Source organism: Nocardioides sp. P86, from assembly GCF_023712465.1.
Taxonomy (GTDB): Bacteria; Actinomycetota; Actinomycetes; order Propionibacteriales; family Nocardioidaceae; genus Nocardioides; species Nocardioides kribbensis.
This window is the reverse complement of the sequence record NZ_JAMAYE010000002.1, coordinates 488,843-512,104: the sequence shown is the minus strand read 5'-3', so window position 1 is coordinate 512,104 and position 23,262 is coordinate 488,843. Positions and strand designations below refer to the sequence as shown.

The 23,262-nt window shown below is 74.8% G+C and carries 26 protein-coding genes and 1 riboswitch; of the genes, 14 read left to right on the top strand and 12 right to left on the bottom strand.

Features of this window, described 5'->3' with window-relative positions:
* The first annotated feature begins 27 nt into the window (after window positions 1-27).
* Window positions 28-942, top strand: coding sequence for a 3,4-dioxygenase subunit beta (locus tag M3673_RS09985; protein WP_251533355.1), 915 nt, complete (start codon window positions 28-30; stop codon window positions 940-942).
* 58 nt (window positions 943-1,000) lie between these two features.
* Window positions 1,001-2,239, top strand: coding sequence for a radical SAM family heme chaperone HemW (gene hemW, locus M3673_RS09980; RefSeq protein WP_251533352.1), 1,239 nt, complete (start codon window positions 1,001-1,003; stop codon window positions 2,237-2,239).
* Here hemW and M3673_RS09975 read toward each other — a convergent pair.
* From M3673_RS09975 to M3673_RS09955, 5 genes are all read right to left on the bottom strand, one after another.
* On the bottom strand, window positions 2,232-2,654 hold the full coding sequence (locus tag M3673_RS09975; protein ID WP_082500244.1) for a DUF4870 domain-containing protein: 423 nt from the start codon (window positions 2,652-2,654) through the stop codon (window positions 2,232-2,234). The genes hemW and M3673_RS09975 overlap by 8 nt on opposite strands.
* A 24-nt stretch (window positions 2,655-2,678) precedes the next feature.
* Window positions 2,679-3,524 (bottom strand): DUF3097 domain-containing protein, encoded by an 846-nt coding sequence (locus tag M3673_RS09970; RefSeq protein ID WP_228942564.1) that lies wholly within the window; start codon window positions 3,522-3,524, stop codon window positions 2,679-2,681.
* 48 nt (window positions 3,525-3,572) lie between these two features.
* A complete protein-coding gene (locus tag M3673_RS09965) occupies window positions 3,573-3,770 on the bottom strand; it encodes a hypothetical protein (RefSeq protein ID WP_251533345.1) in 198 nt (65 codons plus the stop codon).
* 77 nt (window positions 3,771-3,847) lie between these two features.
* Window positions 3,848-4,708 (bottom strand): MBL fold metallo-hydrolase, encoded by an 861-nt coding sequence (locus M3673_RS09960; RefSeq protein ID WP_251533343.1) that lies wholly within the window; start codon window positions 4,706-4,708, stop codon window positions 3,848-3,850.
* A 464-nt stretch (window positions 4,709-5,172) separates the two neighbouring features.
* Window positions 5,173-5,898 (bottom strand): hypothetical protein, encoded by a 726-nt coding sequence (locus tag M3673_RS09955; protein ID WP_193661041.1) that lies wholly within the window; start codon window positions 5,896-5,898, stop codon window positions 5,173-5,175.
* Between the two features lie 275 nt (window positions 5,899-6,173).
* On the opposite strand from M3673_RS09955, the gene hrcA reads away from it, so the two are divergent.
* The 3 genes from hrcA to M3673_RS09940 all read left to right on the top strand — a co-directional run bounded on the left by hrcA (window position 6,174) and on the right by M3673_RS09940 (window position 9,285).
* Window positions 6,174-7,205 (top strand): heat-inducible transcriptional repressor HrcA, encoded by a 1,032-nt coding sequence (hrcA, locus tag M3673_RS09950; protein ID WP_056903889.1) that lies wholly within the window; start codon window positions 6,174-6,176, stop codon window positions 7,203-7,205.
* A gap of 150 nt (window positions 7,206-7,355) precedes the next feature.
* The gene (gene dnaJ / locus M3673_RS09945) at window positions 7,356-8,537 is read left to right on the top strand and encodes a molecular chaperone DnaJ (RefSeq protein ID WP_193661040.1); all 1,182 of its coding nucleotides are present in this window, start codon (window positions 7,356-7,358) and stop codon (window positions 8,535-8,537) included.
* A gap of 7 nt (window positions 8,538-8,544) precedes the next feature.
* A complete protein-coding gene (locus tag M3673_RS09940; protein ID WP_251533341.1) occupies window positions 8,545-9,285 on the top strand; it encodes a 16S rRNA (uracil(1498)-N(3))-methyltransferase in 741 nt (246 codons plus the stop codon).
* Window positions 9,286-9,543: 258 nt separating this feature from the next.
* Here M3673_RS09940 and M3673_RS09935 read toward each other — a convergent pair whose 3' ends face one another.
* Window positions 9,544-10,494, bottom strand: coding sequence for a Gmad2 immunoglobulin-like domain-containing protein (locus tag M3673_RS09935; protein ID WP_285839315.1), 951 nt, complete (start codon window positions 10,492-10,494; stop codon window positions 9,544-9,546).
* A gap of 177 nt (window positions 10,495-10,671) precedes the next feature.
* On the opposite strand from M3673_RS09935, the gene M3673_RS09930 reads away from it, so the two are divergent.
* On the top strand, window positions 10,672-11,010 hold the full coding sequence (locus M3673_RS09930; RefSeq protein ID WP_251533339.1) for a histidine triad nucleotide-binding protein: 339 nt from the start codon (window positions 10,672-10,674) through the stop codon (window positions 11,008-11,010).
* 37 nt (window positions 11,011-11,047) lie between these two features.
* Here the strand turns inward: M3673_RS09930 and M3673_RS09925 are convergent, their stop codons facing one another.
* Window positions 11,048-11,332, bottom strand: coding sequence for a hypothetical protein (locus tag M3673_RS09925; protein ID WP_193661038.1), 285 nt, complete (start codon window positions 11,330-11,332; stop codon window positions 11,048-11,050).
* A 218-nt stretch (window positions 11,333-11,550) separates the two neighbouring features.
* Here M3673_RS09925 and M3673_RS09920 point away from each other — a divergent pair, with 218 nt between their 5' ends.
* From M3673_RS09920 to M3673_RS09905, 4 genes are read left to right on the top strand one after another with little or no spacing between them, the layout of a single operon-like run.
* On the top strand, window positions 11,551-12,510 hold the full coding sequence (locus tag M3673_RS09920; RefSeq protein ID WP_251534333.1) for a PhoH family protein: 960 nt from the start codon (window positions 11,551-11,553) through the stop codon (window positions 12,508-12,510).
* A gap of 5 nt (window positions 12,511-12,515) precedes the next feature.
* Window positions 12,516-12,965, top strand: coding sequence for an rRNA maturation RNase YbeY (gene ybeY, locus M3673_RS09915; protein WP_056864211.1), 450 nt, complete (start codon window positions 12,516-12,518; stop codon window positions 12,963-12,965).
* Between the two features lie 7 nt (window positions 12,966-12,972).
* The gene (locus tag M3673_RS09910; RefSeq protein ID WP_056864212.1) at window positions 12,973-14,280 is read left to right on the top strand and encodes a hemolysin family protein; all 1,308 of its coding nucleotides are present in this window, start codon (window positions 12,973-12,975) and stop codon (window positions 14,278-14,280) included.
* Complete coding sequence (locus tag M3673_RS09905) at window positions 14,273-14,629, top strand: hypothetical protein (RefSeq protein WP_056864213.1); 357 nt, start codon at window positions 14,273-14,275, stop codon at window positions 14,627-14,629. Before M3673_RS09910 ends, M3673_RS09905 begins: the two co-directional genes overlap by 8 nt.
* A gap of 19 nt (window positions 14,630-14,648) precedes the next feature.
* Here the strand turns inward: M3673_RS09905 and thiD are convergent, their stop codons facing one another.
* Together thiD and thiE are read right to left on the bottom strand one after the other, a co-directional pair.
* Window positions 14,649-15,557 (bottom strand): bifunctional hydroxymethylpyrimidine kinase/phosphomethylpyrimidine kinase, encoded by a 909-nt coding sequence (gene thiD / locus M3673_RS09900; protein ID WP_251533336.1) that lies wholly within the window; start codon window positions 15,555-15,557, stop codon window positions 14,649-14,651.
* The gene (thiE, locus tag M3673_RS09895) at window positions 15,554-16,282 is read right to left on the bottom strand and encodes a thiamine phosphate synthase (protein WP_251533329.1); all 729 of its coding nucleotides are present in this window, start codon (window positions 16,280-16,282) and stop codon (window positions 15,554-15,556) included. The genes thiD and thiE overlap by 4 nt, the downstream gene beginning before the upstream one ends.
* Window positions 16,273-16,368, bottom strand: a riboswitch (TPP riboswitch). (Overlaps the previous gene by 10 nt.)
* A 68-nt stretch (window positions 16,369-16,436) precedes the next feature.
* On the opposite strand from thiE, the gene M3673_RS09890 reads away from it, so the two are divergent.
* Genes M3673_RS09890 through era form a run of 4 tightly spaced genes read left to right on the top strand, consistent with a single transcriptional unit; the run spans window position 16,437 to window position 20,913 of the window.
* Entirely contained in the window at window positions 16,437-17,813 is a 1,377-nt protein-coding gene (locus M3673_RS09890) for an FAD-binding oxidoreductase (RefSeq protein WP_251533327.1), read from the top strand.
* Window positions 17,810-19,093, top strand: coding sequence for a class I SAM-dependent methyltransferase (locus tag M3673_RS09885; protein ID WP_251533325.1), 1,284 nt, complete (start codon window positions 17,810-17,812; stop codon window positions 19,091-19,093). Before M3673_RS09890 ends, M3673_RS09885 begins: the two co-directional genes overlap by 4 nt.
* Window positions 19,094-19,106: 13 nt before the next feature.
* The gene (locus M3673_RS09880) at window positions 19,107-19,910 is read left to right on the top strand and encodes a siderophore-interacting protein (protein ID WP_056903897.1); all 804 of its coding nucleotides are present in this window, start codon (window positions 19,107-19,109) and stop codon (window positions 19,908-19,910) included.
* Window positions 19,903-20,913, top strand: a complete 1,011-nt coding sequence (era, locus tag M3673_RS09875) for a GTPase Era (protein ID WP_082500245.1) — start codon at window positions 19,903-19,905, stop codon at window positions 20,911-20,913. Before M3673_RS09880 ends, era begins: the two co-directional genes overlap by 8 nt.
* 33 nt (window positions 20,914-20,946) lie before the next feature.
* On the opposite strand, the gene M3673_RS09870 is transcribed toward era, so the two are convergent.
* The 3 genes from M3673_RS09870 to M3673_RS09860 all read right to left on the bottom strand — a co-directional run bounded on the left by M3673_RS09870 (window position 20,947) and on the right by M3673_RS09860 (window position 23,253).
* Window positions 20,947-21,810: a septum formation family protein gene (locus tag M3673_RS09870; protein WP_251533323.1), complete on the bottom strand. Its 864-nt coding sequence runs from the start codon at window positions 21,808-21,810 to the stop codon at window positions 20,947-20,949.
* The gene (locus M3673_RS09865; RefSeq protein WP_251533321.1) at window positions 21,807-22,661 is read right to left on the bottom strand and encodes a septum formation family protein; all 855 of its coding nucleotides are present in this window, start codon (window positions 22,659-22,661) and stop codon (window positions 21,807-21,809) included. Before M3673_RS09865 ends, M3673_RS09870 begins: the two co-directional genes overlap by 4 nt.
* A gap of 100 nt (window positions 22,662-22,761) precedes the next feature.
* Complete coding sequence (locus tag M3673_RS09860) at window positions 22,762-23,253, bottom strand: flavodoxin family protein (RefSeq protein WP_193661030.1); 492 nt, start codon at window positions 23,251-23,253, stop codon at window positions 22,762-22,764.
* Window positions 23,254-23,262: the final 9 nt, after the last annotated feature.

The following is a 23,262-nucleotide window of genomic DNA, read 5'->3' as shown; positions in this document are numbered from 1 at the left end:
ACCCGTTTCCGTCTTCCGAGGAGAGCCATGACCCCGCACCAGCGCCACGACCACCACCATGACCACCAGGGCGACCTCGAGGACCACGACCTGGGCCTGAGCCACGACCTGCCCCGGATCGTGGAGCGCAACCGTCTCGGGCGGCGCCGCTTCCTCGCTGCGGTGGGTGGCGTGGGCGCGGCCACGGCGCTCGCGGCGTGCTCCGCCGACGCCGACTCGACGAGCGGCACCGGTGGCGGCACCGCGGGCGGCACCCCGCCGGAGGGCGGGCCCGGCGGCGCGGCGCCCGCCGGGTCCGAGGTGGAGGTCGCCGAGGGCGAGATCCCCGAGGAGACCGCCGGTCCCTACCCCGGCGACGGGTCCAACGGCGTCAACGTGCTGACGGAGTCGGGGGTGGTGCGCTCCGACATCACCCGCAGCTTCGGCTCCGCCTCGGGCGTGGCCGAGGGGGTGCCCACGACGCTGCGCCTCAAGGTCTACGACCTCACCGGCGACGAGGCCGAGGTGCTGTCGGGGGCGGCGGTCTACGTGTGGCACTGCGACCGCGACGGGGAGTACTCGATGTACTCGGAGTCCATCGCGGAGGAGAACTACCTGCGCGGGGTCCAGGAGACCGACGAGAAGGGCTGGGTGGAGTTCACCACCATCTTCCCCGCCGCCTACTCGGGTCGCTGGCCCCACGTGCACTTCGAGGTCTACCCCAGCCTCGAGGACGCCACGAGCGCCTCCAACAAGCTGCGCACCAGCCAGCTGGCCATCCCCCAGGACGTCGCCGACGCCGTCTACGCCGAGGCCGAGGGCTACGAGCAGAGCGTCACGAACATGGCCCAGACCAGCCTCGACAGCGACAACGTCTTCGCCGACGGCTACTCGCTGCAGCTGGCGAAGGCGACCGGGTCGGTGGCCGAGGGCTACACCCTGACCCTCAACGTCCCCATCTGAGCCGTCCGGGTCCGAGCCGCCGCCGAGCCGCCCGGGCCCCGGGTGGGAGGATGGCCAGATGCCCTCCGCCCTGCCCGACGGCGATCCCGTCCCCGCCGACGGGTCCCTGCCCGAGGCCGCCCTGGCCGGTCTGGGCCGGCGCCCGTTCGGCCTCTACGTCCACGTGCCCTTCTGCGCCGTGCGCTGCGGCTACTGCGACTTCAACACCTACACCGCCGAGGAGCTCGGCCCCGCCGGGGGCGCCCCGGGGGCCTCGCGCTCGACGTACGCCGCCGCGGCGGTGGCCGAGGTCCGGCAGGCGCGACGGGTCCTCGGCGAGGTCGACCTGCCCGTGTCGACGGTCTTCTTCGGCGGCGGCACCCCCACGCTGCTCGACCCCGACGACCTCGGGGCGGTGGTGGAGGCGGTCGCCGAGGAGTTCGGGCTGGCCCCCGACGCCGAGATCACCACCGAGTCCAACCCCGACAGCGTCGACGCCGCCGACCTGGCTCGGCTGCGCGAGCTGGGCCTCAACCGCGTCTCCTTCGGCATGCAGTCGCAGGTGGGCCACGTGCTGCGGGTGCTCGACCGCACCCACGACCCCCGCCGCGTGCCGGCGGCGGTCGCGTGGGCCCGCGAGGCCGGCTTCGAGCGGGTCAGCCTCGACCTGATCTACGGCACCCCCGGGGAGAGCCTGGAGGACTGGGCCACCTCGGTCGACGCGGCCCTGGCCTGCGAGCCCGACCACGTCTCGGCGTACTCGCTCATCGTCGAGGACGGCACCGCCCTGGCCCGCCGGGTGCGCCGGGGCGAGCTGCCGATGCCCGACGAGGACGACCTGGCCGACAAGTACGCCCTCGTCGACGAGCGGCTGGTCGCGGCCGGGCTGGGGTGGTACGAGGTGTCGAACTGGGCCCGGGGCATGCCGGCCAGCGGAGCCCACCGCTGCCGCCACAACGAGCTCTACTGGACCGGAGCCGACTGGTGGGGCGTCGGTCCCGGCGCCCACTCCCACGTGGGGGGCGTGCGGTGGTGGAACGTCAAGCACCCCGTCGCCTACGCCGAGCGGATCGGCGCCGGGCTGAGCCCGGCGCACGCGCGCGAGGTGCTCTCACCGGAGGACCGTCGCGTCGAGCGGGTGCTGTTGGAGCTGCGGCTGCGCGAGGGCCTCCCGCTCGACGTGCTCGACGACGCCGGCGCCGCCGCCGTGCCGGGGCTGCGCTCGCGGGGCCTCGTGCGGGTCGAGGGCGACCGGGTCGTGCTCGAGGACGCGGCGCGCCTCGTCGCCGACGGCGTGGTGCGCGACCTGCTCAGCTGACCATGCGGATGGTCAGCGGGTAGCGGTAGAGCTCGCCGCGCGCCGAGCGCACCGAGCCGATGACGGTGAACACCAGCCAGACCAGCCCCACCACCGGCAGCAGCAGGAAGCCCACCAGCGCCAGGGCGAGCACGAGCGACACGACGCCGTAGATGAGGATGGAGAGCTGGAAGTTGAGGCTCTCGACCGACTGCTGTCGCACGTAGGGCGAGGTGCCGCCCTTGAGGAGCAGCACGAGCAGCGGGCCGAGGAACGACAGCGCCACGAAGGCCGCGACGAGGGCCGACCAGTGCGCCGCGCCGCCCCAGGTGCGCTCGTCGGGGGTCAGGCCGTCGGGCCCCGGGGTCTGGCCGTAGGGGGTCTGGCCGTAGGGCTGCTGGCCGTAGGGCGGTTGGCCGAAGGGCGGCTGGGACATGGGGCCTCCTGGTGCCGGTCGCGGTCAGTCGACCGTGACGAAGTCGATCAGCTCCTCGACCCTACCGAGCAGGGCCGGCTCCAGGTCGTCGTAGGAGGCCACCTTGCCCAGGATGTGCTTCCAGGCGCGCGCGATGTCGGCCTGGTCGCGGTGCGGCCAGCCGAGGTGCTGGCACACGCCCTTCTTCCACTCCACCGAGCGGGGGATCGTCGGCCAGGCCGCCAGCCCCAGGCGGTCGGGCTTCACGGCCTGCCAGACGTCGATGAAGGGGTGGCCGACGATCAGGACGTGCTTGCCCACCGCCGAGCGCGCGATGCCCTGGGCGATGCGGCTCTCCTTCGACCCCGGCACCAGGTGGTCGACCAGCACGCCCACGCGCCGCTGCGGCCCGGGCCTGAAGTCGACCAGATGGTCGGCGAGGTCGTCGACGCCGCCGAGGAACTCCACGACGACCCCCTCGATGCGCAGGTCGTCGCCCCAGACCTTCTCCACCAGCTCCGCGTCGTGGCGGCCCTCGACGAAGATCCTGCTCTGCCGCGCGACGCGGGCCTTCGCCCCCGGCACGGCCACCGAGCCCGACGCGGTGCGCGTCGGGGCGACGGGGGCACCCGGGCGGGCCGGGGCCACGAGGATGACGGGGCGCCCCTCCAGCAGGAAGCCGGGGCCCAGGGGGAAGGTGCGGCGCCTGCTGCGGCGGTCCTCCAGCGTCAGCGTGTGCAGGTCCCGGTCGACCGCGACGATCTCACCCACCCAGTCGGTGGTGACCTCCTCGACCACCGCTCCGAGCTCCGCGGGCGCCTCGACCGCGCGGCCCCGCTTCGGGGCGCGCCAGTCGCCGGAGAGCACGTCGCCGCCGTACCGATCACTCATCGCAGCAGGCTAGGACGCCCGCCGCCGCGAGCCGGCCCGGCGCGCCGGTCAGTGCTGGGTGTCGGGTTCCTCACCGTCGTCGCCGCCGTCGGACTCCGCGGCCGGCTTACCGTCGTGGAGGAGGTCGCCGGCGTCCTCGCCGGCGGGCAGGCCCTCCGCGAGGGGGTTGTCGTCGCCGGGCACGAGGTCCTCGGGCAGCTGGTCGTCGGAGATGCCGGTCGTGGGCTCGTCGGGGGTCTCGCTCATGGGGCGACGCTAGTGCGCGGGCGGGCGGGCGGTCGACCGCCCGGCGGGGTGGTGACGGGTTGGGACCGGGGAGCGGGTCAGACGAGGGGGAGCCAGCGCGGGGTGCGCGGCAGCTGGGAGTAGCCGCGGGCGACCGCGTCGGCGAGGGTCGCGGCGGGGTAGGGCCACGACCCCGTGGCCAGGGCCTCGGCCTCGGGCACGCCGCGGGCCACCAGGTCGCGGATCTCGGTGGCCACCAGCCCGATCTCGTTGCGCTGGACCTCGACGAAGTCGCGGTCGACCGGCGACCCGTGGCCGGGCACGACCACCGAGCGAGCGGTGGTCAGCGACAGCACGACGTCGAGGCTCCAGGGCCACTCCAGCGGGAACGAGTCGGCGCCGTACGCCGGCACCGCATCGTCCCCGGCACCGGCGGGCGGCGCCTCCTCGACGAGGTCGCCGGCCAGCAGCACGTCGGCGTCGGGCACCCGCACCACGAGGTCGCCCGCGGTGTGACCGCGCCCGGGGTGGACCAGCTCGAGGGCGCGGTCGCCCAGGTCCAGCACCGCGGCGGAGGAGAACACGTGGTCGGGCACGACCACCTCGGTCGCGTGGACCTCCTCGGCGTGCTCGCCGCGGTAGTCGCCCGTGCCGCGCCGGGCGGTCTCGGTGAGCAGAGCGGCGGCCGTCTCGTGGGCGTGCACGGGCAGGGGGCCCCAGGCCTCGAGGAACGCCCCGGTGCCGAAGGCGTGGTCGTAGTGGTCGTGGGTGGTCACGACGGCCACCACCTCGCCCCGGCCGAGCGCACGGACTTCGTCGACCAGCGCGCGGCCCGAGGCCAGCGACCCGTGCGTGTCGACCACCACCAGGCCGCGCTCACCGCGCACCACCGTGACGTTGACGTCGCACCACGCGCGCCGTGAGACCCAGACGCGGTCGGCGATCTCCTCGAAGCCCATCGGCTCAACCTAGCCGGGCGCGGGGCGCGGGGAGCGGAGCGCGCCGCGCAATCGCGCTGGTTGAGCAGGCTGGGGCCGTCGGGGTGGTCGCGGATCACGCAGACCGGTGGGCGTCGAGGGGTGCGCGCTGCGCAATTGCGCTGGTTGAGCAGGCTGGGGCCGTCGGGGTGGTCGCGGATGACTCAGACCGGTGGGCGTCGAGGGGTGCGCGCTGCGCAATTGCGCTGGTTGAGCAGCCTGGGGCCGTCGGGGTGGTGTCGGATCGCGCAAACCGGTGGGCGTGGAGGCGTGAGCGCTGCGCAATTGCGCTGGTTCAGCAGGGTGGGGCCGTCGGGGTGGTCGCGGACCGCGCAGACCGGTGGGCCCCGAGGCGTGGCCGCCACGCAATGGCGCTGGTTCGGCGGCTCAGGACCCCGGCTGTCCGCTCCGACCGGGCGATCCCGACCGCGCGAGGGTCGGCGGGGTCAGCAGATGCCGGCGCCGAGCTCGCGCCGCAGCATCGCGGCCAGCTCCACGGGCGAGCGCGCGGCGCGGGGGAAGACCAGGCGGGTGACGTGGGCGCCGGCGTCGTCGATCCAGCGCACGTCGACCCCGCCGGCGGTGAGGTCGGCCAGCTCGGCGGCGATGAGGCGCTCGACGGGCACCCCGGCGGCGAGGGCGACCGAGGCGCGCAGCTCCTCGGGGTGGCAGCGGCCCGCGTGCTCCACGCAGCGCTGCAGGTAGCCGCGGTTGAGCGCGTGGGCGGGCGCGGCGTACTCCTCGACCGGCACGGCCAGCGAGGTGCCGGCGCCGTCGGGGCCGGTGAGCTGGAGGGCGACCTGCTCGGGCACCAGGCGCACGACCTGTCGCTCGTCCTCGCAGCAGGGGCAGGCCTCGAGGCCGGCCAGGGCGAGGCGGCCCGAGACCGTCACCGAGGGCGGGCGCGCGCCGGCGGGGCCGGCGAGGGCGCTGTCGACGGTGAGCACGGCCCCGGCGCCACGGGCGGCGGCCAGGGCGAGGTCGCCGTCGGGGGAGCAGGTGAAGGTCGGCACGCCGTCGCGCTCGGCCATGCCCAGGGTGTCGTCGCGCAGCACGTCGGGGGCGCCCTCGACGACAAGACCGGCGTCGGTGGCGCACGACAGCACCGCGCGCGCCTCGGCCGCGACCAGGAAGGGGTCGTGGAGGGGACGGGTCGAGCTCTCGGCGGTCATGCTGCCTCCGATCGGCGGGCGGTCCTGGGGCGGACGCCGTGACGGGTGGTCGTAGTTAGGTGAGCCTAACCTACCCGCGTCCTCCGGGGGAGGGGCTCTCCGAGTCGGGTCCGCCACACGCGCCGGAGCACGGACGCCCGGCGGCCCGACGCGGGCCACGCCCGGGCTGCCGTGAGGGGCCCGACCTTGTAGAGTTGGCACTCCACGGAATCGAGTGCCAATCGAGCGCGGCCGGGTGCCAGGGGCCCCGGACCGGGCCGGCGGGAGGAGGCGGGATGCAGGAGGACCGCAGGCTCGCCGTGCTGCGAGCCATCGTGGAGGACTACGTCGCCACCGACGAGCCCGTCGGCTCCAAGGCGCTCGTCGAGCGGCACGGGCTGGGCGTCTCCTCAGCCACCGTGCGCAACGACATGGCCGTGCTGGAGGACGAGGGCTACATCACGCAGCCCCACACCAGCGCCGGCCGCGTGCCGACCGACAAGGGCTACCGGCTCTTCGTCGACCGGCTCACCACGGTCAAGCCCATGAGCACCGCCGAGCGGCGGGCGATCTCCACCTTCCTCGACGGCGCCGTCGACCTCGACGACGTCGTGCAGCGCAGCGTGCGGCTGCTCTCCCAGCTGACCCGTCAGGTGGCCGTGGTGCAGTACCCCACGCTGTCGCGCTCCACCGTGCGCCACGTCGAGCTGGTCTCCCTGGGCGCCCACCGGCTGCTCGTCGTGCTGATCCTCAGCACCGGGCGCGTCGAGCAGCGCGTGGTCGAGCTCGAGGGGGAGCTCGCCGACGAGGAGCTGGCCGAGCTGCGCTCGCTGGTGCTGCGCACCGTCACCGGCGCCACCATCGCCGAGGCCCTCGTGGCCCTGCGCGCCCTGGGCGAGGCCGGCGAGCCCGACGGCCGGGGCCCGAGCGCAGCCACCGTGCAGGTGGTCGAGGTGCTCGTGGACTCGATGAGCGACCACCGCAACGACGCCCGCGTCGCCGTCGGCGGCGCAGCGAACCTCGCGAGGTACGGCGACAGCTTCGACTCGGCCGTGCGACCGCTGCTCGAGGCCCTCGAGGAGCACGTCGTGCTGCTCAAGCTGCTGGGGGAGTCGGGCACCGGCGGCCTCGTCACGGTGCGCATCGGCGCCGAGGGCCCCTACGAGGAGCTGTCCTCGACCAGCGTCGTCTCCACCGGCTACGGCCCCCGCGAGGAGTCGCTGGCCACGCTCGGCATCGTGGGTCCCACCCGCATGGACTACCCGGGCACGATGGCCGCGGTGCGCGCGGTCGCCCGCTACGTCTCCCGCATCCTCGACGAGGCCTGAGCACGCCCTCACCGGCCCGGCCCGCGGGCCCGTTCCGCACCCGGGCGCCCCCGAGCGCCCGCGCCCCACCAGACCAGCACGCCAGACCAGCACGCCAGAGCACGACGTACGACCAGCACGCACCACCCGGACGACGACGAAGGACCATCAGTGAGCCAGGACCTGTACGACCTCCTCGGGGTCGCCCGCGACGCGGACGGCGACGCGATCAAGAAGGCCTACCGCCGACTGGCGCGCCAGCTGCACCCCGACGTCAACCCCGACCCCGAGTCGCAGGAGAAGTTCAAGCAGGTCTCGATGGCCTACGAGGTGCTCTCCGACCCGCAGAAGCGCTCCTCCTACGACCGCGGCGCAGACCCCTTCGGTGGGGGCGGGCAGGCCGGCTTCGGGCAGGGTGCCGGGTTTTCCTTCACCGACATCATGGACGCGTTCTTCGGAGGCGGCGGTCAGGGCGGTGGCCAGGGCCGTGGTCCGCGCCCGCGCGTTCGTCGGGGGCAGGACGCGCTGATCCGCCTCGAGGTCGACCTCGCCGACGCCGCCTTCGGCGTCACCCGCGAGATCAAGGTCGACACCGCGGTGCTGTGCTCGACCTGCCACGGCGACGGCGCCGCACCGGGCAGCCAGCCGGTGCCGTGCGAGACCTGCCGGGGCCAGGGCGAGGTCGCCCAGGTGCAGCGGTCGTTCCTCGGCGAGATCCGCACGCTGCGCCCCTGCGCGGCCTGCCGCGGCTTCGGCACGATCATCCCCGACCCGTGCCGGGAGTGCTCCGGCGACGGCCGGGTGCGCTCGCGTCGCTCGCTGACGGTCAAGATCCCCGCGGGCGTCGACACCGGCACCCGCGTGCAGCTGACCGAGCAGGGCGAGGTCGGGCCGGGCGGCGGCCCCGCCGGTGACCTCTACGTCGAGATCCACGTGGCCGAGCACCCGACGTTCCGCCGCCACGGCAACGACCTCCAGTGCACCGTCACGGTGCCGATGACGGCGGCCGCGCTCGGCACCACGATCACGCTGCCGACCCTGGAGGCCGACGTCGTGGCCGACCCTGACGAGCCCACCGAGCTGGAGACCAGCTTCGAGATCGAGGTCCGCCCCGGCACCCAGTCGGGCACCGAGCAGGTGCTGCGCGGCCGCGGCGTGCCCGGACTGCGGGGCGGCCGGGGCGACCTCGTCGTCACCATCGCGGTCGAGACCCCCGGTCGCCTCGACGCGCGGCAGGAGGAGCTGCTGCGCGAGCTCGCCGCGCTGCGGGGCGAGGAGGCCCCCACGGGGTCGGTGCGCCCCGGCACCAAGTCGGTCTTCGGCCGCCTGCGCGACGCCTTCAACCCGCACTGAGCCGGTCGTGACGCTGCCGGTGCACCTCGTCGAGACCCTCGCCCACGCCCGGGTGGGGGCGCCCGTCGCGCTCGAGGGCGACGAGGCCCACCACGCCGTCGCCGCACGCCGGATGCGTGTCGGTGAGCGTCTGGTGCTGACCGACGGCCGCGGACGCAGTGTCGTGGCCGCCGTGACGGCCACGGCCAAGCGGTCGCTGGAGGCCGTCGTGGAGGAGGTGGCCGACCACCCCGAGCCCGCGCCGTCGGTCACGGTGGTGCAGGCCCTGCCCAAGGGCGACCGGGGCGAGCTGGCCGTGGAGGTGCTGACCGAGGTCGGCGTCGCGGAGGTGGTGCCCTGGGCCGCGGCGCGGTCGGTCGCGGTGTGGAAGGGCGAGCGGGCCGAGCGGTCGCTGGCGCGCTGGCGGGCCACGGCCCGGGAGGCCGCCAAGCAGGCGCGCCGTCCCTGGCACCCGCAGGTCGCCCCGCTCGCGCGCACCGAGGACGTCTGCGCCCTGGTCGCGGCGGCCGACCTGGCCGTGGTGCTGCACGAGGAGGCCACCGAGGCGCTCTCGGCGCTGAGCGTGCCGGTCTCCGGTCGCCTCGTCGTGGTCGTCGGCCCCGAGGGCGGCCTGACCGAGGAGGAGGTCGCGGCCCTCGTCGCGGCCGGCGCCCGCTCGGTGCGCCTGGGCGCCGAGGTGCTGCGCACGTCGACCGCGGGGCTCGCCGCGGTCGCGGCACTGCTGGCGGCCACGCCTCGCTGGGACTGAGCCCCACCACCTCGCGGGGCCGACGTCAAGTTGGGTACTCGCGCTGTCGGCGGGGTACCGTCGCCGTCGTCTCCGCCGCCCTGGGCGGACTTCCCCCGGTTCTGTCCCGGCGCGGGCTCCGGAGACGGCTCGACCCCGGCCTCGATGTGTGAGGCCGGGGTCGAGCGCCGCAGACGGTCCGGACCCGGAAAAGGCCCCCACGCCACGAGGCCGGAGCGTCTGCCCTGGTGCTTCGGAGTCGTGCTGCCGGTGGATTGGTCAGCCGACGGTGAAGTCCTTGGAGTCCTCGGTGGGGCCGGGGCCCTCGCCGCCGGCGTCGTCGGTCGACGCGACGAAGGTGTAGTCGCCGGGCTCCAGCGAGGACAGGTCGACCTCGGTCGTCCACGGGAAGAGCCGGCCCATGAAGCCGTCGGCGGTGGCGAACCCGTCGAGGACGACCTCGCCGGAGGCGTCGCGCACCTCCCACGGCACGGTCGCCTCGAAGGAGCTGGCCAGGCCCGAGGCCGTGACCGGGCCCGACAGGGTCGCGCCCTGCTCGGGCGCCGTGACGTTGACCAGGCCCAGCACCGAGAGCTGCGGCGCCTGCTTCACGCCCGCGGAGGTGTCGACCCCGAAGAGCGTCGAGGGCTCGCCGTCGAGCTCCGCGCGCAGCGGCGCCCGCTCCTGCTGCACCCCCTGCAGCGTGTAGACCACCTGCTGCACCGCGAGGCGGGCCTCGCGCGCCGACAGGCCGCCGCGCTCGGCCCACGAGGCGTCGGGCAGGGAGACCACGAAGGCGTCGCCGTCGTACGAGACGGAGGAGAAGGTGCCGGCGGGCACGAGCGAGCGGTAGTCGGGGTCGGTGGCCTCGCCGGTGGTGACGAGGTCGGCGGCGGCCTGGAGCGGGTCGCCGGCGACCTGGTGGAACTCGCGGAACAGCCGCGGGCCCTGCGGGGCGTCGGCCACGAAGTAGGTCGGCACCGTCTCCGAGCCGGGGTCCTGGCTCGGCTCCTCGGTGGCGCTGGCGGTCGGGGCGCTGGCGCTGGGGGAGGTGGTGGGCTCCTCGCTGCCGCTGGGCGACTCCGAGGGGGTCGTGGAGGCGGTGGCGCTGTCGGAGGCCGTCGGGTCGCCGGCGGTGTCGTCGTCGGCGCCGCAGCCCGCGAGCACGCAGGCGCCGAGGGCGAGGGTGCCACCGACGGTGGCGAGACGGGTCCAGGGGGAAGCGGTCATGGGTCCATCCTCGGGGTGGGAGCCGGTCCAGCGCTGGAGGCGGGGGGCTCGCGTGTCGGGTCGGTGCTGGTGCGGGGTCGGCGCAGGTGAGACGCTCGGGGCGCCCCCGGGGTTGCGCCGGCGGCACGACCGAGCGGTCCCGCCGGGGCCCGACGTACCCCACCGATGGAGGGCCCCGTGGCCGACTGCCTGTTCTGCAAGATCGTGGCGGGGGAGGTGCCGGCCGAGGTGGTGCACGTCACTGAGCGCACGGTGGCCTTCCGCGACCTCAACCCCCAGGCGCCGACCCACGTGCTCGTCGTGCCGCGCGAGCACCACGCCAACGCCGCCGAGCTGGCCGCGGGCGACCCGCAGGCCTCGGCCGAGCTGGTGACGACCGCGGCCGCGGTGGCCACGGCCGAGGGCCACGACGACTACCGCCTGGTCTTCAACACCGGCGCCGACGCGGGTCAGACGGTCTTCCACACCCACCTGCACCTGCTCGCGGGTCGCTCGATGACCTGGCCGCCCGGCTGAGCCGGTCGGCGGGGCGGACCCGGGCCGGCGCGCCCGGTCAGCCGGGCAGGACGGCGAGCACGAGGCGCAGCACGTAGAAGAAGACCGGCAGGCCGAAGACCACGAGCATCACCCAGGCGGTGATCTTGTGCAGCGGCTTGCTGGGGTCGAGCGAGCCCGCGAAGTCGAGCAGCGCCCCCTCCTGCGTGTGGTGGGTCAGCCCCATGCCCCGGGCGTGGCCGGGGAGGTGCTGCCCGGGGAACCAGTACGGCTCGGTGTCGTCGTCGTGGTCGTCGGGGTCCTCGTCGGGCCACTGCTCGACGTGCGCGTCCGGACCGGCCATGCGCCCACCGTACGCCGCGCCCGCGGCTCCCAGCGAGGAACCCGCTGGGCTGGTCGGGCGGCGCGCCGTACGATGGAACGGCCGCACCGCCGACCACGAGAGGCGCCCCGACCGGGGCATCCATGACCGAGAGCACCCCCCGCGACCTCGACGCCCCGCAGAGCCCGTCCGTCGCCCACCAGACCCGGCACACCGTGGTCGTCCCCAACAGCATCAACATGGTCAGCCTCCTGGGGGCCGGCGACGAGCACCTCGCCCTCATCGAGCGGGCCTTCGACGCCGAGATCCACGTGCGGGGCAACCGGATCACCTTCCTCGGCGAGCCCGGCGAGGTCGCGCTGGCCGAGCGCCTGCTCGACGAGCTGGTGACGATCATCCGCACCGGCCAGGGCGTCACCGGCGAGACCGTCGAGCGCGTGCTCGGCATGCTGCGCGCCGAGACCACCGAGCGTCCCGCCGACGTGCTGAGCATGAACATCCTCAGCAACCGCGGCCGCTCGATCCGGCCCAAGACGCTGAACCAGAAGCGCTACGTCGACTCCATCGACAAGCACACCATCACCTTCGGCATCGGCCCGGCCGGCACGGGCAAGACCTACCTCGCCATGGCCAAGGCCGTGCAGGCGCTGCAGTCGAAGGAGGTCACCCGGATCATCCTGACCCGTCCGGCCGTCGAGGCCGGCGAGCACCTGGGCTACCTGCCGGGCACGCTGAGCGAGAAGATCGACCCCTACCTGCGCCCGCTCTACGACGCGCTGCACGACATGATGGACCCCGAGTCGATCCCCAAGCTGCTCGCGGCCGGCACCATCGAGGTGGCACCGCTGGCCTACATGCGCGGTCGCACCCTCAACTCCTCCTTCATCATCCTCGACGAGGCGCAGAACACGACGCCGGAGCAGATGAAGATGTTCCTGACCCGGCTGGGCTTCGGCTCGAAGATCGTGGTCACCGGCGACATCACCCAGACCGACCTGCCGGGTGGCACGAAGTCGGGGCTGCGGATCATCGAGGGCATCCTCGACGGCGTCGACGACATCTCCTTCAACCGCCTCACCAGCAGCGACGTCGTGCGCCACAAGCTGGTCGGCAAGATCGTCGCGGCCTACGACGAGTTCGACGCCCGCGCCGAGAGCGCGCGCTCCGAGCGGTCCCGCGCGGGCCACCCCGGGCGGTGAGCGGGATGAGCATCGAGGTCCTCGACGAGTCCGGCCGGGGTCTCGACGTGGCGCACCTGGCCGCGCTGAGCCGCTACGTCATGGACGCCATGCGGGTGCACCCCCTCGCGGAGCTGTGCATCAAGGCGGTCGACGAGGACACCATCGCTCAGCTCAACGAGCAGTGGATGGAGAAGGAGGGCCCCACCGACGTGCTGGCCTTCCCGATGGACGAGCTGCGTCCGGGGCTGGTCGACGAGGAGCCCGAGGAGGGCGTGCTCGGCGACCTGGTGCTGTGCCCGGTGGTCGCGGAGCGGCAGGGCGAGACGGCCGGGCACGGCACGCTGGCCGAGCTGGAGCTGCTGACGACCCACGGCATCCTGCACCTGCTCGGCTACGACCACGCCGAGCCGGAGGAGCACCGGGAGATGTTCGGTCTCCAGGACGAGCTCCTCGCCGGCTGGCGCTCGCGGTGACCCGGCGGTGACCTCGGGCGATCTCGGGCTGCTGGTGACGGCGGCCGCCCTGGTCGTCCTCGCCGGCGTCTTCTCCGCGGCCGAGGCCGCGCTCGCGTCGTTCTCCCGCGCCCGGGCCGAGGAGCTGCTCGCCGAGGGGCGCCCCGGAGCGCGCCGGCTCGTCGTCCTGCTCGAGGACCCGCCGCGCTACCTCAACACCGCCCTGCTGCTGCGGCTGCTGTGCGAGATCTCGGCCATCGTGCTGGTCGCCGACCAGATCGACGAGGCCTACGACGGCGCGTGGTGGCGCAGCGTCGTCACGGCGATCCTCGTGATGCTGGTGGTCTCCTTCGTCGCCGTCGGGGTGGCCCCGCGCACGGTGGGACGCCAGCACGCCGAGACGGTGGCGCTGCTGTCGGCCGGCCCGCTGGCCGTCATCACGGGTGTCCTCGGCCCGCTGCCGCGACTGCTGATCGCGGTCGGCAACGCCATCACGCCGGGGCGGGGCTTCCGCGAGGGGCCCTTCTCCACCGAGACCGAGCTGCGCGAGCTCGTCGACCTGGCCGAGGCGTCCTCGGTGATCGAGACCAGCGAGCGCAAGATGATCCACTCCGTCTTCGAGCTCGGCGACACCACGGTGCGCGAGGTCATGGTGCCCCGCGGCGACGTGGTCTTCCTCGAGCGCCACAAGGACCTGCGCCAGGCGCTCTCGCTCTTCCTGCGCTCGGGCTACTCCCGCGTGCCCGTGGTGGAGGAGAACGTCGACCACATCGTCGGCATGGCCTACCTCAAGGACATCGTGCGCCGCGACTTCGAGGCCCCCGAGGTCGCGCTCACCCAGCGCATCGACGAGGTGATGCGCCCGGTGCACTGGGTGCCGGAGTCGAAGCCGGCCAACGCGCTCCTCACCGAGATGCAGGCGCGGCGCCAGCACGTCGCGGTGGTCGTCGACGAGTACGGCGGCACCGCCGGGCTCGTCACCATCGAGGACATCCTCGAGGAGATCGTCGGGGAGATCACCGACGAGTACGACGCCGAGGAGGTCGAGGTGGAGGTGCTCGGCGACGACGTCTTCCGGGTCTCCTCCCGCTATCCCGTCGACGACCTCGACGAGCTCTTCGGCCACCGGGTCGAGGAGGAGGACGTCGACTCCGTCGGCGGCCTCATGGCCAAGCACCTCGGTCTGGTGCCGATCGCCGGCTCCGAGGTGGAGGCCCACGGCCTGCGCTTCACCGCCGAGCAGACCACCGGGCGGCGCAACCGGATCGGCACCGTGCTGATCAGCCGCGTGCCCCCGCAGGACCCCGCCCACGACGACGAGGAGCACGATGACTGAGACCCGCACCGAGGAGACCTCCGCCGAGGACCGCAAGCTGGTGACCCTGGCGCGCGCCACCCGGGCCCGCACCGGGGCCGCGGAGGGCGCGGCGGTCCGCGACTCCGACGGACGCACCTACGCCGCCGCGACGGTGGCGCTGCCCTCGCTGGCCGTGTCGGCCGTCGGGGTCTGCGTGGCGATGGCCGTGGCCTCGGGCTCGAAGGGTCTGGAGGCCGTGGTCGTGCTCACCGACGCCGACGCGGTCGCCGACACCGACCTCGCCGCCGTGCGCGACCTGGCCGGGGCCGGGGTCGTGGTCCACCGCGGCGACGCCCGCGGCTCCCTGCTGGGCACCACCACCACCTGAGCCGCGCCGGGGGCCGGGGTCACCGGGCCGCGGCCCACAACGCGTGCAGGTGGTGCACGGGCCCGTGGCCCGTGCCGACCTCGAGCTCCGGTCCGTGCTCGATGGCGCCGCGGAGCCAGGCCTTGGCCGTGCGCGCCGAGCCGGCCCAGTCGGCCGTGCGGGCCAGCAGGGTGGCCATCGCCGCCGACAGCGAGCAGCCCGTGCCGTGGGTGCCGGTGCTCGCCAGCCGCCGCCCCGGCAGCTCGAGCAGGCCGCCCGGCACCACCGGCGCCGCGGCGGCGTCCACGAGGGCGTCGGGACAGCCGGCCTCCCCGCCGCGGTCGGAGGCGCTGCGCGCCAGGTGTCCTCCCTTGGCCAGCACGACCGCGCCGGTGCGCGCCGACAGCTCGGCCGCCTGCGAGAGCGCTCCCGACCAGTCGGGTGCCGCGGGCCGGTCGACCAGCACCGCCAGCTCGGCGAGGTTGGGCGTCAGCAGGTCGGCGCCGGCGCACAGGTCGCGCACCGCGGCCTCGGCGTCGGCGTCGAGGAGGCGGTGGCCGCTGGTGGAGACCATCACGGGGTCGAGCACCACCAGCGGCGGCGCCGTCCGCCCGAGCCACGCCGCGACCTCGCCGACCACGTCGGCGCGGGCCAGCATGCCGACCTTGACCGCGTCGACGGCGATGTCGTCGGAGACGGCGTCGAGCTGGGCGCGCAGGAAGGACGACGGCGGCACGTGCACGGCGCGCACCCCCTGGGTGTTCTGGGCCGTGAGGGCGCTGAGGGCGGCCATGCCGTAGCCGCCGTGGGCGGCGATGCTCTTGAGGTCGGCCTGCACGCCGGCGCCGCCGCTGGGGTCGCTCCCGGCGATGCTGAGCACGCGGGGCAGGTCCCTGGCGCGCAGGTCCGGTCGTGCCCGGCGCCCCGCGGTGGTGACGGGGCGGCTCACCGGGCGGCTCCCGGGGCGCCCCAGGCGGTGACGAGGGCCGCGGCGGCGCGGCGCGGGTCGGGGGCGGCGCAGACGGCCGCGACGACGGCGGCCCCCGCCGCGCCCGCACCCCGCACCGCGGCGAGGTCGCCCGCGACGATGCCACCGATCGCCACGCAGGGCAGCCGCCCGGCAGCGGCCACGACGGCGGCGAGGCCGGCCGCGCCGGTCACCGGCGGATGGTCGGCCTTGGTGGTGCTCGCGCGGTAGGCGCCGACCCCGAGGTAGTCGACCGTGCCGGGCGGCAGGTCGCCTGCGCGGGCGGCCAGCGCCGGGGTGGGGGTGGTCAGCCCGACCAGCGCGTCGGGGCCGACGAGGCGGCGTACGAGGGCGACGGGCAGGTCGCGCCGGCCCACGTGCACGCCGTCGACCGCGAGGCCGCGGGCCCGCGCGGCGAGCAGCACGTCGACGCGGTCGTCGACCACCAGGCGCGCCCGGTCGCGGCACAGCTCGGCCACCTCGCCCAGCAGCTCGAGCACCTCGCCGTCCGGCTCGGTCTTGGCGCGCAGCTGCACCCAGCGCACCCCGCCGTCGAGGGCGGCAGCCACCGTGGCCACCACGCCCCGCGGCCGGCAGGCACGGGTGTCGGCGACCAGCAGGACGCCGCCGGGGCGCCACCGGGCGGGGTCGGGCCGGATCGGGTCGGGCCGGATCGGGTCAGGCTGGATCGGGCGTGGCTGGTCCACGGCGACATCCCTTCGCTAGTGCGAGCTAGATCAGGTTCGACGGGTCTGCTCTCAGCCCGCGTCGGCGGGCACCCCGTGTCGTCCGCCACCGTACGACGGGAGGCGACACGGACCCGACTCCCGGGCGACACGACCCGGGAGTAACGTGCGGCGGGTGGCTGAGAGCGGTGCTTGGAGACAGCATGAGGAGGCGGTCGCCCGCCTGCTGACGTCGTACGCGGACCTGGCGCCCGCCGCCCCCGTGCGACTGGCCAAGCGCACCTCCAACCTGTTCCGGCCCCGCACCGCGACCACGTCGCCGGGCCTCGACGTGTCGGGCCTGACCGGCGTGATCGAGGTCGACCCCGGGCGGCGCACCGCCGAGGTGCAGGGCATGTGCACCTACGAGGACCTCGTGGCGGCCACGCTGGCCCACGGGCTCGTGCCCGAGGTGGTGCCGCAGCTGCGCACCATCACCCTCGGTGGCGCGGTCACCGGGCTGGGCGTGGAGTCGACGAGCTTCCGCCACGGGCTGCCCCACGAGTCGGTGCTGGAGATGGACGTGCTCACCGGCGCCGGCGAGATCGTCACGACCCGACCCGGCGAGGACCTCTTCGACACCTTCCCCAACTCCTACGGCTCGCTGGGCTACGCCACGCGGCTGCGGATCTCGCTGGTCGCGGTGCCGTCCTTCGTGGCCCTGCGCCACGTGCGCTTCGCCGACGCGAAGGAGCTGGCGGCGGGGATCGCGGCCGTGGTCGGGTCGGGGGAGCACGACGGGGTGCGGGTCGACGGTCTCGACGGCGTCGCGTTCTCCCCCGACGAGCTCTACCTCACGCTGGCCACCTTCACCGACCGACCCGGCGGGCCGGCGTCGGACTACACCGGCCAGCAGGTCTTCTACCGCTCCCTGCAGCAGCGCGAGCACGACGTGCTGACGACCGAGGACTACCTCTGGCGCTGGGACACCGACTGGTTCTGGTGCTCGGGGGCCTTCGGGGTGCAGCGCCCCGTCGTACGACGCCTGTGGCCGCGGCGCTGGCGTCGCTCCGACGTCTACCACCGCCTCGTCGGCCTCGACCAGCGCCTCGGCCTGGTCGACCGCCTCGACGCCCGCGCGGGCCGACCGCGGCGCGAGCGGGTGGTGCAGGACGTCGAGGTGCCCGTCGAGCGGCTGCCCGACTTCCTGGCGTGGTTCGACGACGAGGTCGGCATGCGCCCGGTGTGGCTGTGCCCGCTGGTCTCCCGCGGCACCAGCGGCGGCGGGCGCTGGCCCACCTACCCCCTCGAGCCCGGCGAGACCTACGTCAACGTCGGCTTCTGGGGCACCGTGCACGTCGGCGACGACGCCGACGACGGCCCGACCAACCGCGCCATCGAGGCCGAGGTGCACCGCCTCGGCGGGCACAAGTCCCTCTACTCCGAGGCCTTCTACGACCGCGAGACCTTCGACCGGCTCTACGACGGGGCGCACCTGGCCGCCGTCAAGGCCCGCGTCGACCCCGACGACAGACTCACCCACCTCTACGACAAGGCGGTGCGCAGGCAGTGACCGGCTCCACGACATCCACCCTCACCATCGGCCAGGCGGTCGAGACCCTGCTGCGCGACGGCATGCCGGTGCGGTTCCGGGCCTACGACGGCTCCGTCGCGGGCCCGCCCGACGCCGAGCTCGGCCTCGAGCTGCGCACCCCGCGCGGGCTGTCGTACCTGCTCACCGCGCCCGGCGACCTCGGCATGGCGCGCGCCTACGTCTCCGGCGACCTGGTCGTGCACGGCGTGCACCCCGGCGACCCCTACGCCGTCATGCGGCTCCTGCAGAACCACCTGCGCTTCCGCAAGCCCACCCCCGGCGAGCTCGTGACCCTCGTGCGCGGGCTCGGCCTGGGCCACCTCAAGCCGCCGCCGCCCCCGCCGCAGGAGCACCTGCCGCGCTGGCGGCGCGCCGTGGAGGGCCTGCGCCACTCGCTGACGCGCGACGCCGAGGTCATCAGCCACCACTATGACGTCTCCAACGCCTTCTACCGCCACGTGCTGGGCCCCTCGATGGCCTACACCTGCGCCGTCTACCCCGACGCCGACGCCTCGCTGGAGGAGGCGCAGGCCGAGAAGTTCGACCTCGTGTGCCGCAAGCTCGACCTCAGGCCGGGACAGCGCCTGCTCGACGTGGGCTGCGGCTGGGGAGGCATGGTGCGCCACGCCGCCCGGGAGTACGGCGTGAAGGCGCTCGGTGTGACGCTGTCGCGCGAGCAGGCGTCGTGGGCCAAGGAGGCCATCGACCGCGACGGCCTGGGCGACCTCGCCGAGGTGCGCCACAGCGACTACCGCGAGGTGCTCGAGACCGACTTCGACGCGGTCAGCTCGATCGGGCTGCTCGAGCACGTCGGCGTGCGCAACTACCCGGCGTACTTCTCCTTCCTGCGCGAGCGGCTGCGCCCCGAGGGCCGGCTGCTCAACCACTGCATCACCCGCCACGACAACGCGGTCACCGAGACCGGGGCGTTCATCGACCGCTACGTCTTCCCCGACGGCGAGCTGACCGGGTCGGGCACGATCATCGCCACCGCCCAGGACGCGGGGCTGGAGGTCGTGCACGAGGAGAACCTGCGCCGCCACTACGCGATGACCCTGCGCGACTGGTGCGCCAACCTCGTCGAGCACTGGGACGAGTGCGTGGCCGAGGTCGGCGAGGGCACGGCCCGGGTGTGGGGGCTCTACATGGCCGGCTCGCGGCTCGGCTTCGAGCGCAACGAGATCCAGCTGCACCAGGTGCTGGCGGTGCGCACCGGCGAGGACGGCTCCGACGGATTGCCGCTGCGGCCCACCTGGTGACTAACCTCGTCCGGTGAGCACCCGCGCCCAGCAGTACGCCGCCGTGGTGCTGCGTCGCGAGCAGCGCAGCGACCACCTCGTGCGCCTGGTCCTCGGCGGGCCCGGTCTGGCCGGGTTCGTCTCGACCGGCGTGCCCGACGAGTGGGTGGGCCTCGTGGTGCCGGGCCAGTTCCAGAGCCGCTACTACACGGTGCGCTCCTGGGACGGCACCGAGCTCGTGCTCGACGTCGTCGTGCACGACGTCGGCCTGGTCACCGAGTGGGCGGCACGGCCGGCCGAGGAGCTGGTGGGGGAGACCGTGACGGTCACCGAGCCCAAGGGCTCCTTCGCCATGCCGGCGGGAGCGGCCTGGCTGATGCTGGTCGGCGACCTCACCGCCCTGCCGGCCATGGCCCGCATCGCCCAGACGACCACCCGGGCCGACGGCGCGAGGGCCGCGGTGCCGACCCGGATCTGGGTCGAGGTGCCCGAGGTGCCGACCGGCTACCTGCCCGAGGGCCTCGACGTGACCTGGCTGCCGCAGCCCGGCGAGGGCCGCTCCCGGCTGGCCGAGGTCGTCGAGGAGCTGGACTGGCCCGCCGACGAGGGATACTTCTGGATGGCGGGGGAGTCCTCGCAGATGCGGGCGATCCGCAAGCACCTGATGCGCGAGCGGTCGCTGCCCAGCACGGCCTACGACGTGATGGGCTACTGGCGCGGAGGCGCCACCCGTCAGCCACGCGCGGTCGACCCCGGCCCCATCTGGCGGGCCGGCAAGGCAGCGGGCAAGACCGACGAGCAGATCTGGGCCGACTACGACGAGGCGCGACATGAGTGAGACCCCCACGACCCCCGGCAGCAGGTCGGGCCGCACGTCCGGCGAGCGCCTCGACGACCACCGCGCGGGTGGCGGTGCCGACGGGAGCGCCGGCTTCCGCAGCGGCTTCGCCTCCTTCGTGGGTCGCCCCAACGCCGGCAAGTCCACGCTGACCAACGCGCTGGTCGGCTCGAAGGTGGTCATCACCTCCTCCAAGCCCCAGACCACCCGCACGGTGGTCCGCGGCATCGTGCACCGCCCCGACTCCCAGCTCGTGCTGGTCGACACCCCGGGGCTGCACCGCCCCCGCACCCTGCTCGGCGAGCGGCTCAACGACCTGGTCAAGACCACGCTGGCCGAGGTCGACGTCGTCGCCGTCTGCTTCCCCGCCAACGAGAAGATCGGGCCCGGGGACCGCTTCATCGTCGCCGAGATGGCCAAGGTGCGTCGCACGACCAAGGTCGCCATCGCCACCAAGACCGACCTCGCCACCCCCGAGCAGATCGGTCAGCACCTGCTCGACATCGCCGCGCTCGGCGCCGAGACCGGCATCGAGTGGGCCGAGATCGTGCCGGTCTCGGCCCAGGCCGGCGACCAGGTCGAGCTGCTCCAGGACCTGCTCGTCGCGCTTCTGCCGACCGGCCCGCAGCTCTACCCCGACGGCGAGCTCAGCGACGCCCCCGAGGAGGCGATCGTGGCCGAGCTGATCCGCGAGGCCGCCCTCGAGGGGGTGCGCGACGAGCTGCCGCACTCCATCGCCGTCGTGGTCGAGGAGATGGGGCTGCGCGAGGACCGCCCCGAGGACCGCCCGCTGCTCGACATCCACGCGTCGGTCTTCGTGGAGCGCGACTCGCAGAAGGGGATCATGATCGGCCACAAGGGCTCGCGCCTGCGCAAGGTCGGCTCCGACGCCCGCGTGCAGATCGAGGCGCTGCTCGGCACCCCGGTCTACCTCGACCTGCGCGTCAAGATCGCCAAGGACTGGCAGCGCGACCCCCGCCAGCTGCGCCGGCTCGGCTTCTGAGCCCACCGCCGCGGAGCCGGTCCGTCGGACCGGTCAGTCCGGCACCCAGCACAGGCCGTAGGTCTGCCCGTCGGCCCACTGCTCGGCGGTGGGCCACTCGTAGCCCCAGCGGAAGCTGAGCGGGTCGGCTGCGGCGTCGCGCCCGGCGTCCTCGCACGGCGCCTCCCCCCGGGTGCGCACGGTGTCGACCCCCGGGTAGGCGCCGGTGCCGAGGTCGACCACCGAGATCGCCCGCCAGGAGTGCGGGCGCGAGCACACGACGCGGGAGAAACCGGCGGTGCCCGGCTCGGCGGTGCCGCACACGCCGTAGCGCGCGCGACCGGCCTCGGTGTCCAGCACGCCCGCGAGGACCCCGGTGAGCGGGGCGAGTCGCTCGTCGGCGGCCAGCGCGATGACGTCGCAGCGGTACCAGTCGGCGCCGGCGTCGGACTCCTCCACGGTGGGGGTGAACCACACCGCGCGCAGCATGCTGAGGCGGCGGTCGGCCTGCGTGCCGCCGAGGAATCCGGCCAGGCGCTCGGGGCAGGTGCGCGCCACGGCGGCCTGGACCCGGTCGGAGTCGATGGCCAGCAGGTGGCCCCCCGCGAGCGCGTCGACGGTGCCGACGGCGAAGGTGCGCGCCGTGTCGCCCCCGCAGTCCACCGGGCGGGCGTCGACGGTCGGCGCCAGGGCCGCGGCGTACGACAGGCGGTAGCAGGCGCCCTCCGCGGGCCGCGCCACCGGCTCGGCGGTCGGGGGAGCGGTCGGGGTGGGGCTCGCCGAGGCCGACCCGGAGCCCGACGGTGTCGGGGAGGACGACGGCTGCGGGTCGCCGGAGCCGCCGCTGCACGCGGCGAGCAGGGGGAGCACGAGGGCGAGGGCGCCCAGACGGGTGCGCAGGCCGCGCAGGCGGGTCACCGGTCGGTCCTCGCCCAGCACACCGAGCGGCGGTTGCCGCCGTCCCACTCGGCCTCGTGGAAGTAGGTGTAGCCGTACTCGTAGGTGGGCGGGTAGCCCAGCCACGCCCCCACCGACTCCGAGCAGAAGTCGCGGGAGCGGACCTCGGAGAGCCGGTCGCCGGGATAGGGGTCGCCGGCCTCGCCGAGCTTGATGGTGGTGACGGCGCGCCAGGTGTGGGGCTCGCTGCACGGCACCCGCGGCGACCCGGCGACGGTCGCGCCGTCGGCGCAGACCAGCCACCGGTCGTCGACGCGTCCGGTCAGCAGGCCCTCGGCGGTCTCGGGGAGCTCGACGTACTCCTCGCTCTGCTCGCTGCCACCGACGAGGTCGCACCGGTACCACCGCGCGCCCTCCTCCCAGGCGGCCTCGGAGGGGCGGAACCACGCCCACGCCACCACGGTGCGCATGACGGTGCTCTCGTCGGCGCCGAGGAAGGCCATCTGCTGGGCCGAGCAGGTGTCGTAGGCGAAGGCACCCAGGCGCGGGTCGTCGTAGGCGGCGTCGGAGAGCTCGTCGGGCAGCGGGCCCACGGCGTAGGTCTGGGCGGTGTGCGGCTCGGAGCAGTCGACGGTGCGCGTGGCGTCGGAGGGCTGCGCGACGTCGTCGGGGGTGAGCACGCGGCACGCGCCCAGCTCGGGGGCCTCGACGGCGTCGACCTGGGCGGGGTCGACCTCGGGGTCGGCCTGGGCGCCCCCGCTGCAGGCGCTCAGCAGCGCGGCGAGGGCGAGGGCGGCCAGCACGGCGGTGGGCCCGGGGAGCGGGCGCCGTCGGGGGACCAGAGAGGCGTGGGGCAGCGGTGCGTGGGGCAACGCGCTCCTCCGGTGCTGGTCTCGGCCCGGCACGACGCCGGGTGGTGGGGCGGACACCGGGATGCTACCGGTGGGGGCGCCGGCGAGGGGCGGGAGTGGCTCAGGCGTCGGGCGACACCAGGGCGGCCAGCGTGGCGCCGAGCTCGTAGGCCGCGTCGCGGGCCCGTCGGTCGACGTCGCCGACCACCTCCAGCACACCGGCCGCCTGCCGCCACGGCAGCGCCCCGGTGATCGTGAGCACCGACCGGGTCGCGCCGGTGGTGTCGTAGCGCCCGTGCACCCACAGCCCGAAGGGCGTGCTGGCGCCCGCACCGGAGGCGGCGGAGCCGTCCTCGGACAGCGAGCCGCCGACCTGCAGGAAGACGGAGTCGAAGAAGTGCTTGAGCGCTCCCGACATGTAGCCGAAGTTGGCCGGGGTGCCGAGCACGAGGCCGTCGGCGGCGAGCACGTCCTCGGGGCTCGCCGACAGCGCGTCGCGCACGACCACCTCGACGCCGGTGACCTCCTCGTCGTGGGCCCCGGCCTCGACCCGGTCGGCCAGCTCCGCGACGACGGAGGTGGGGGCGTGGTGCACGAGGAGGAGCCGGCTCATGGGCCGACC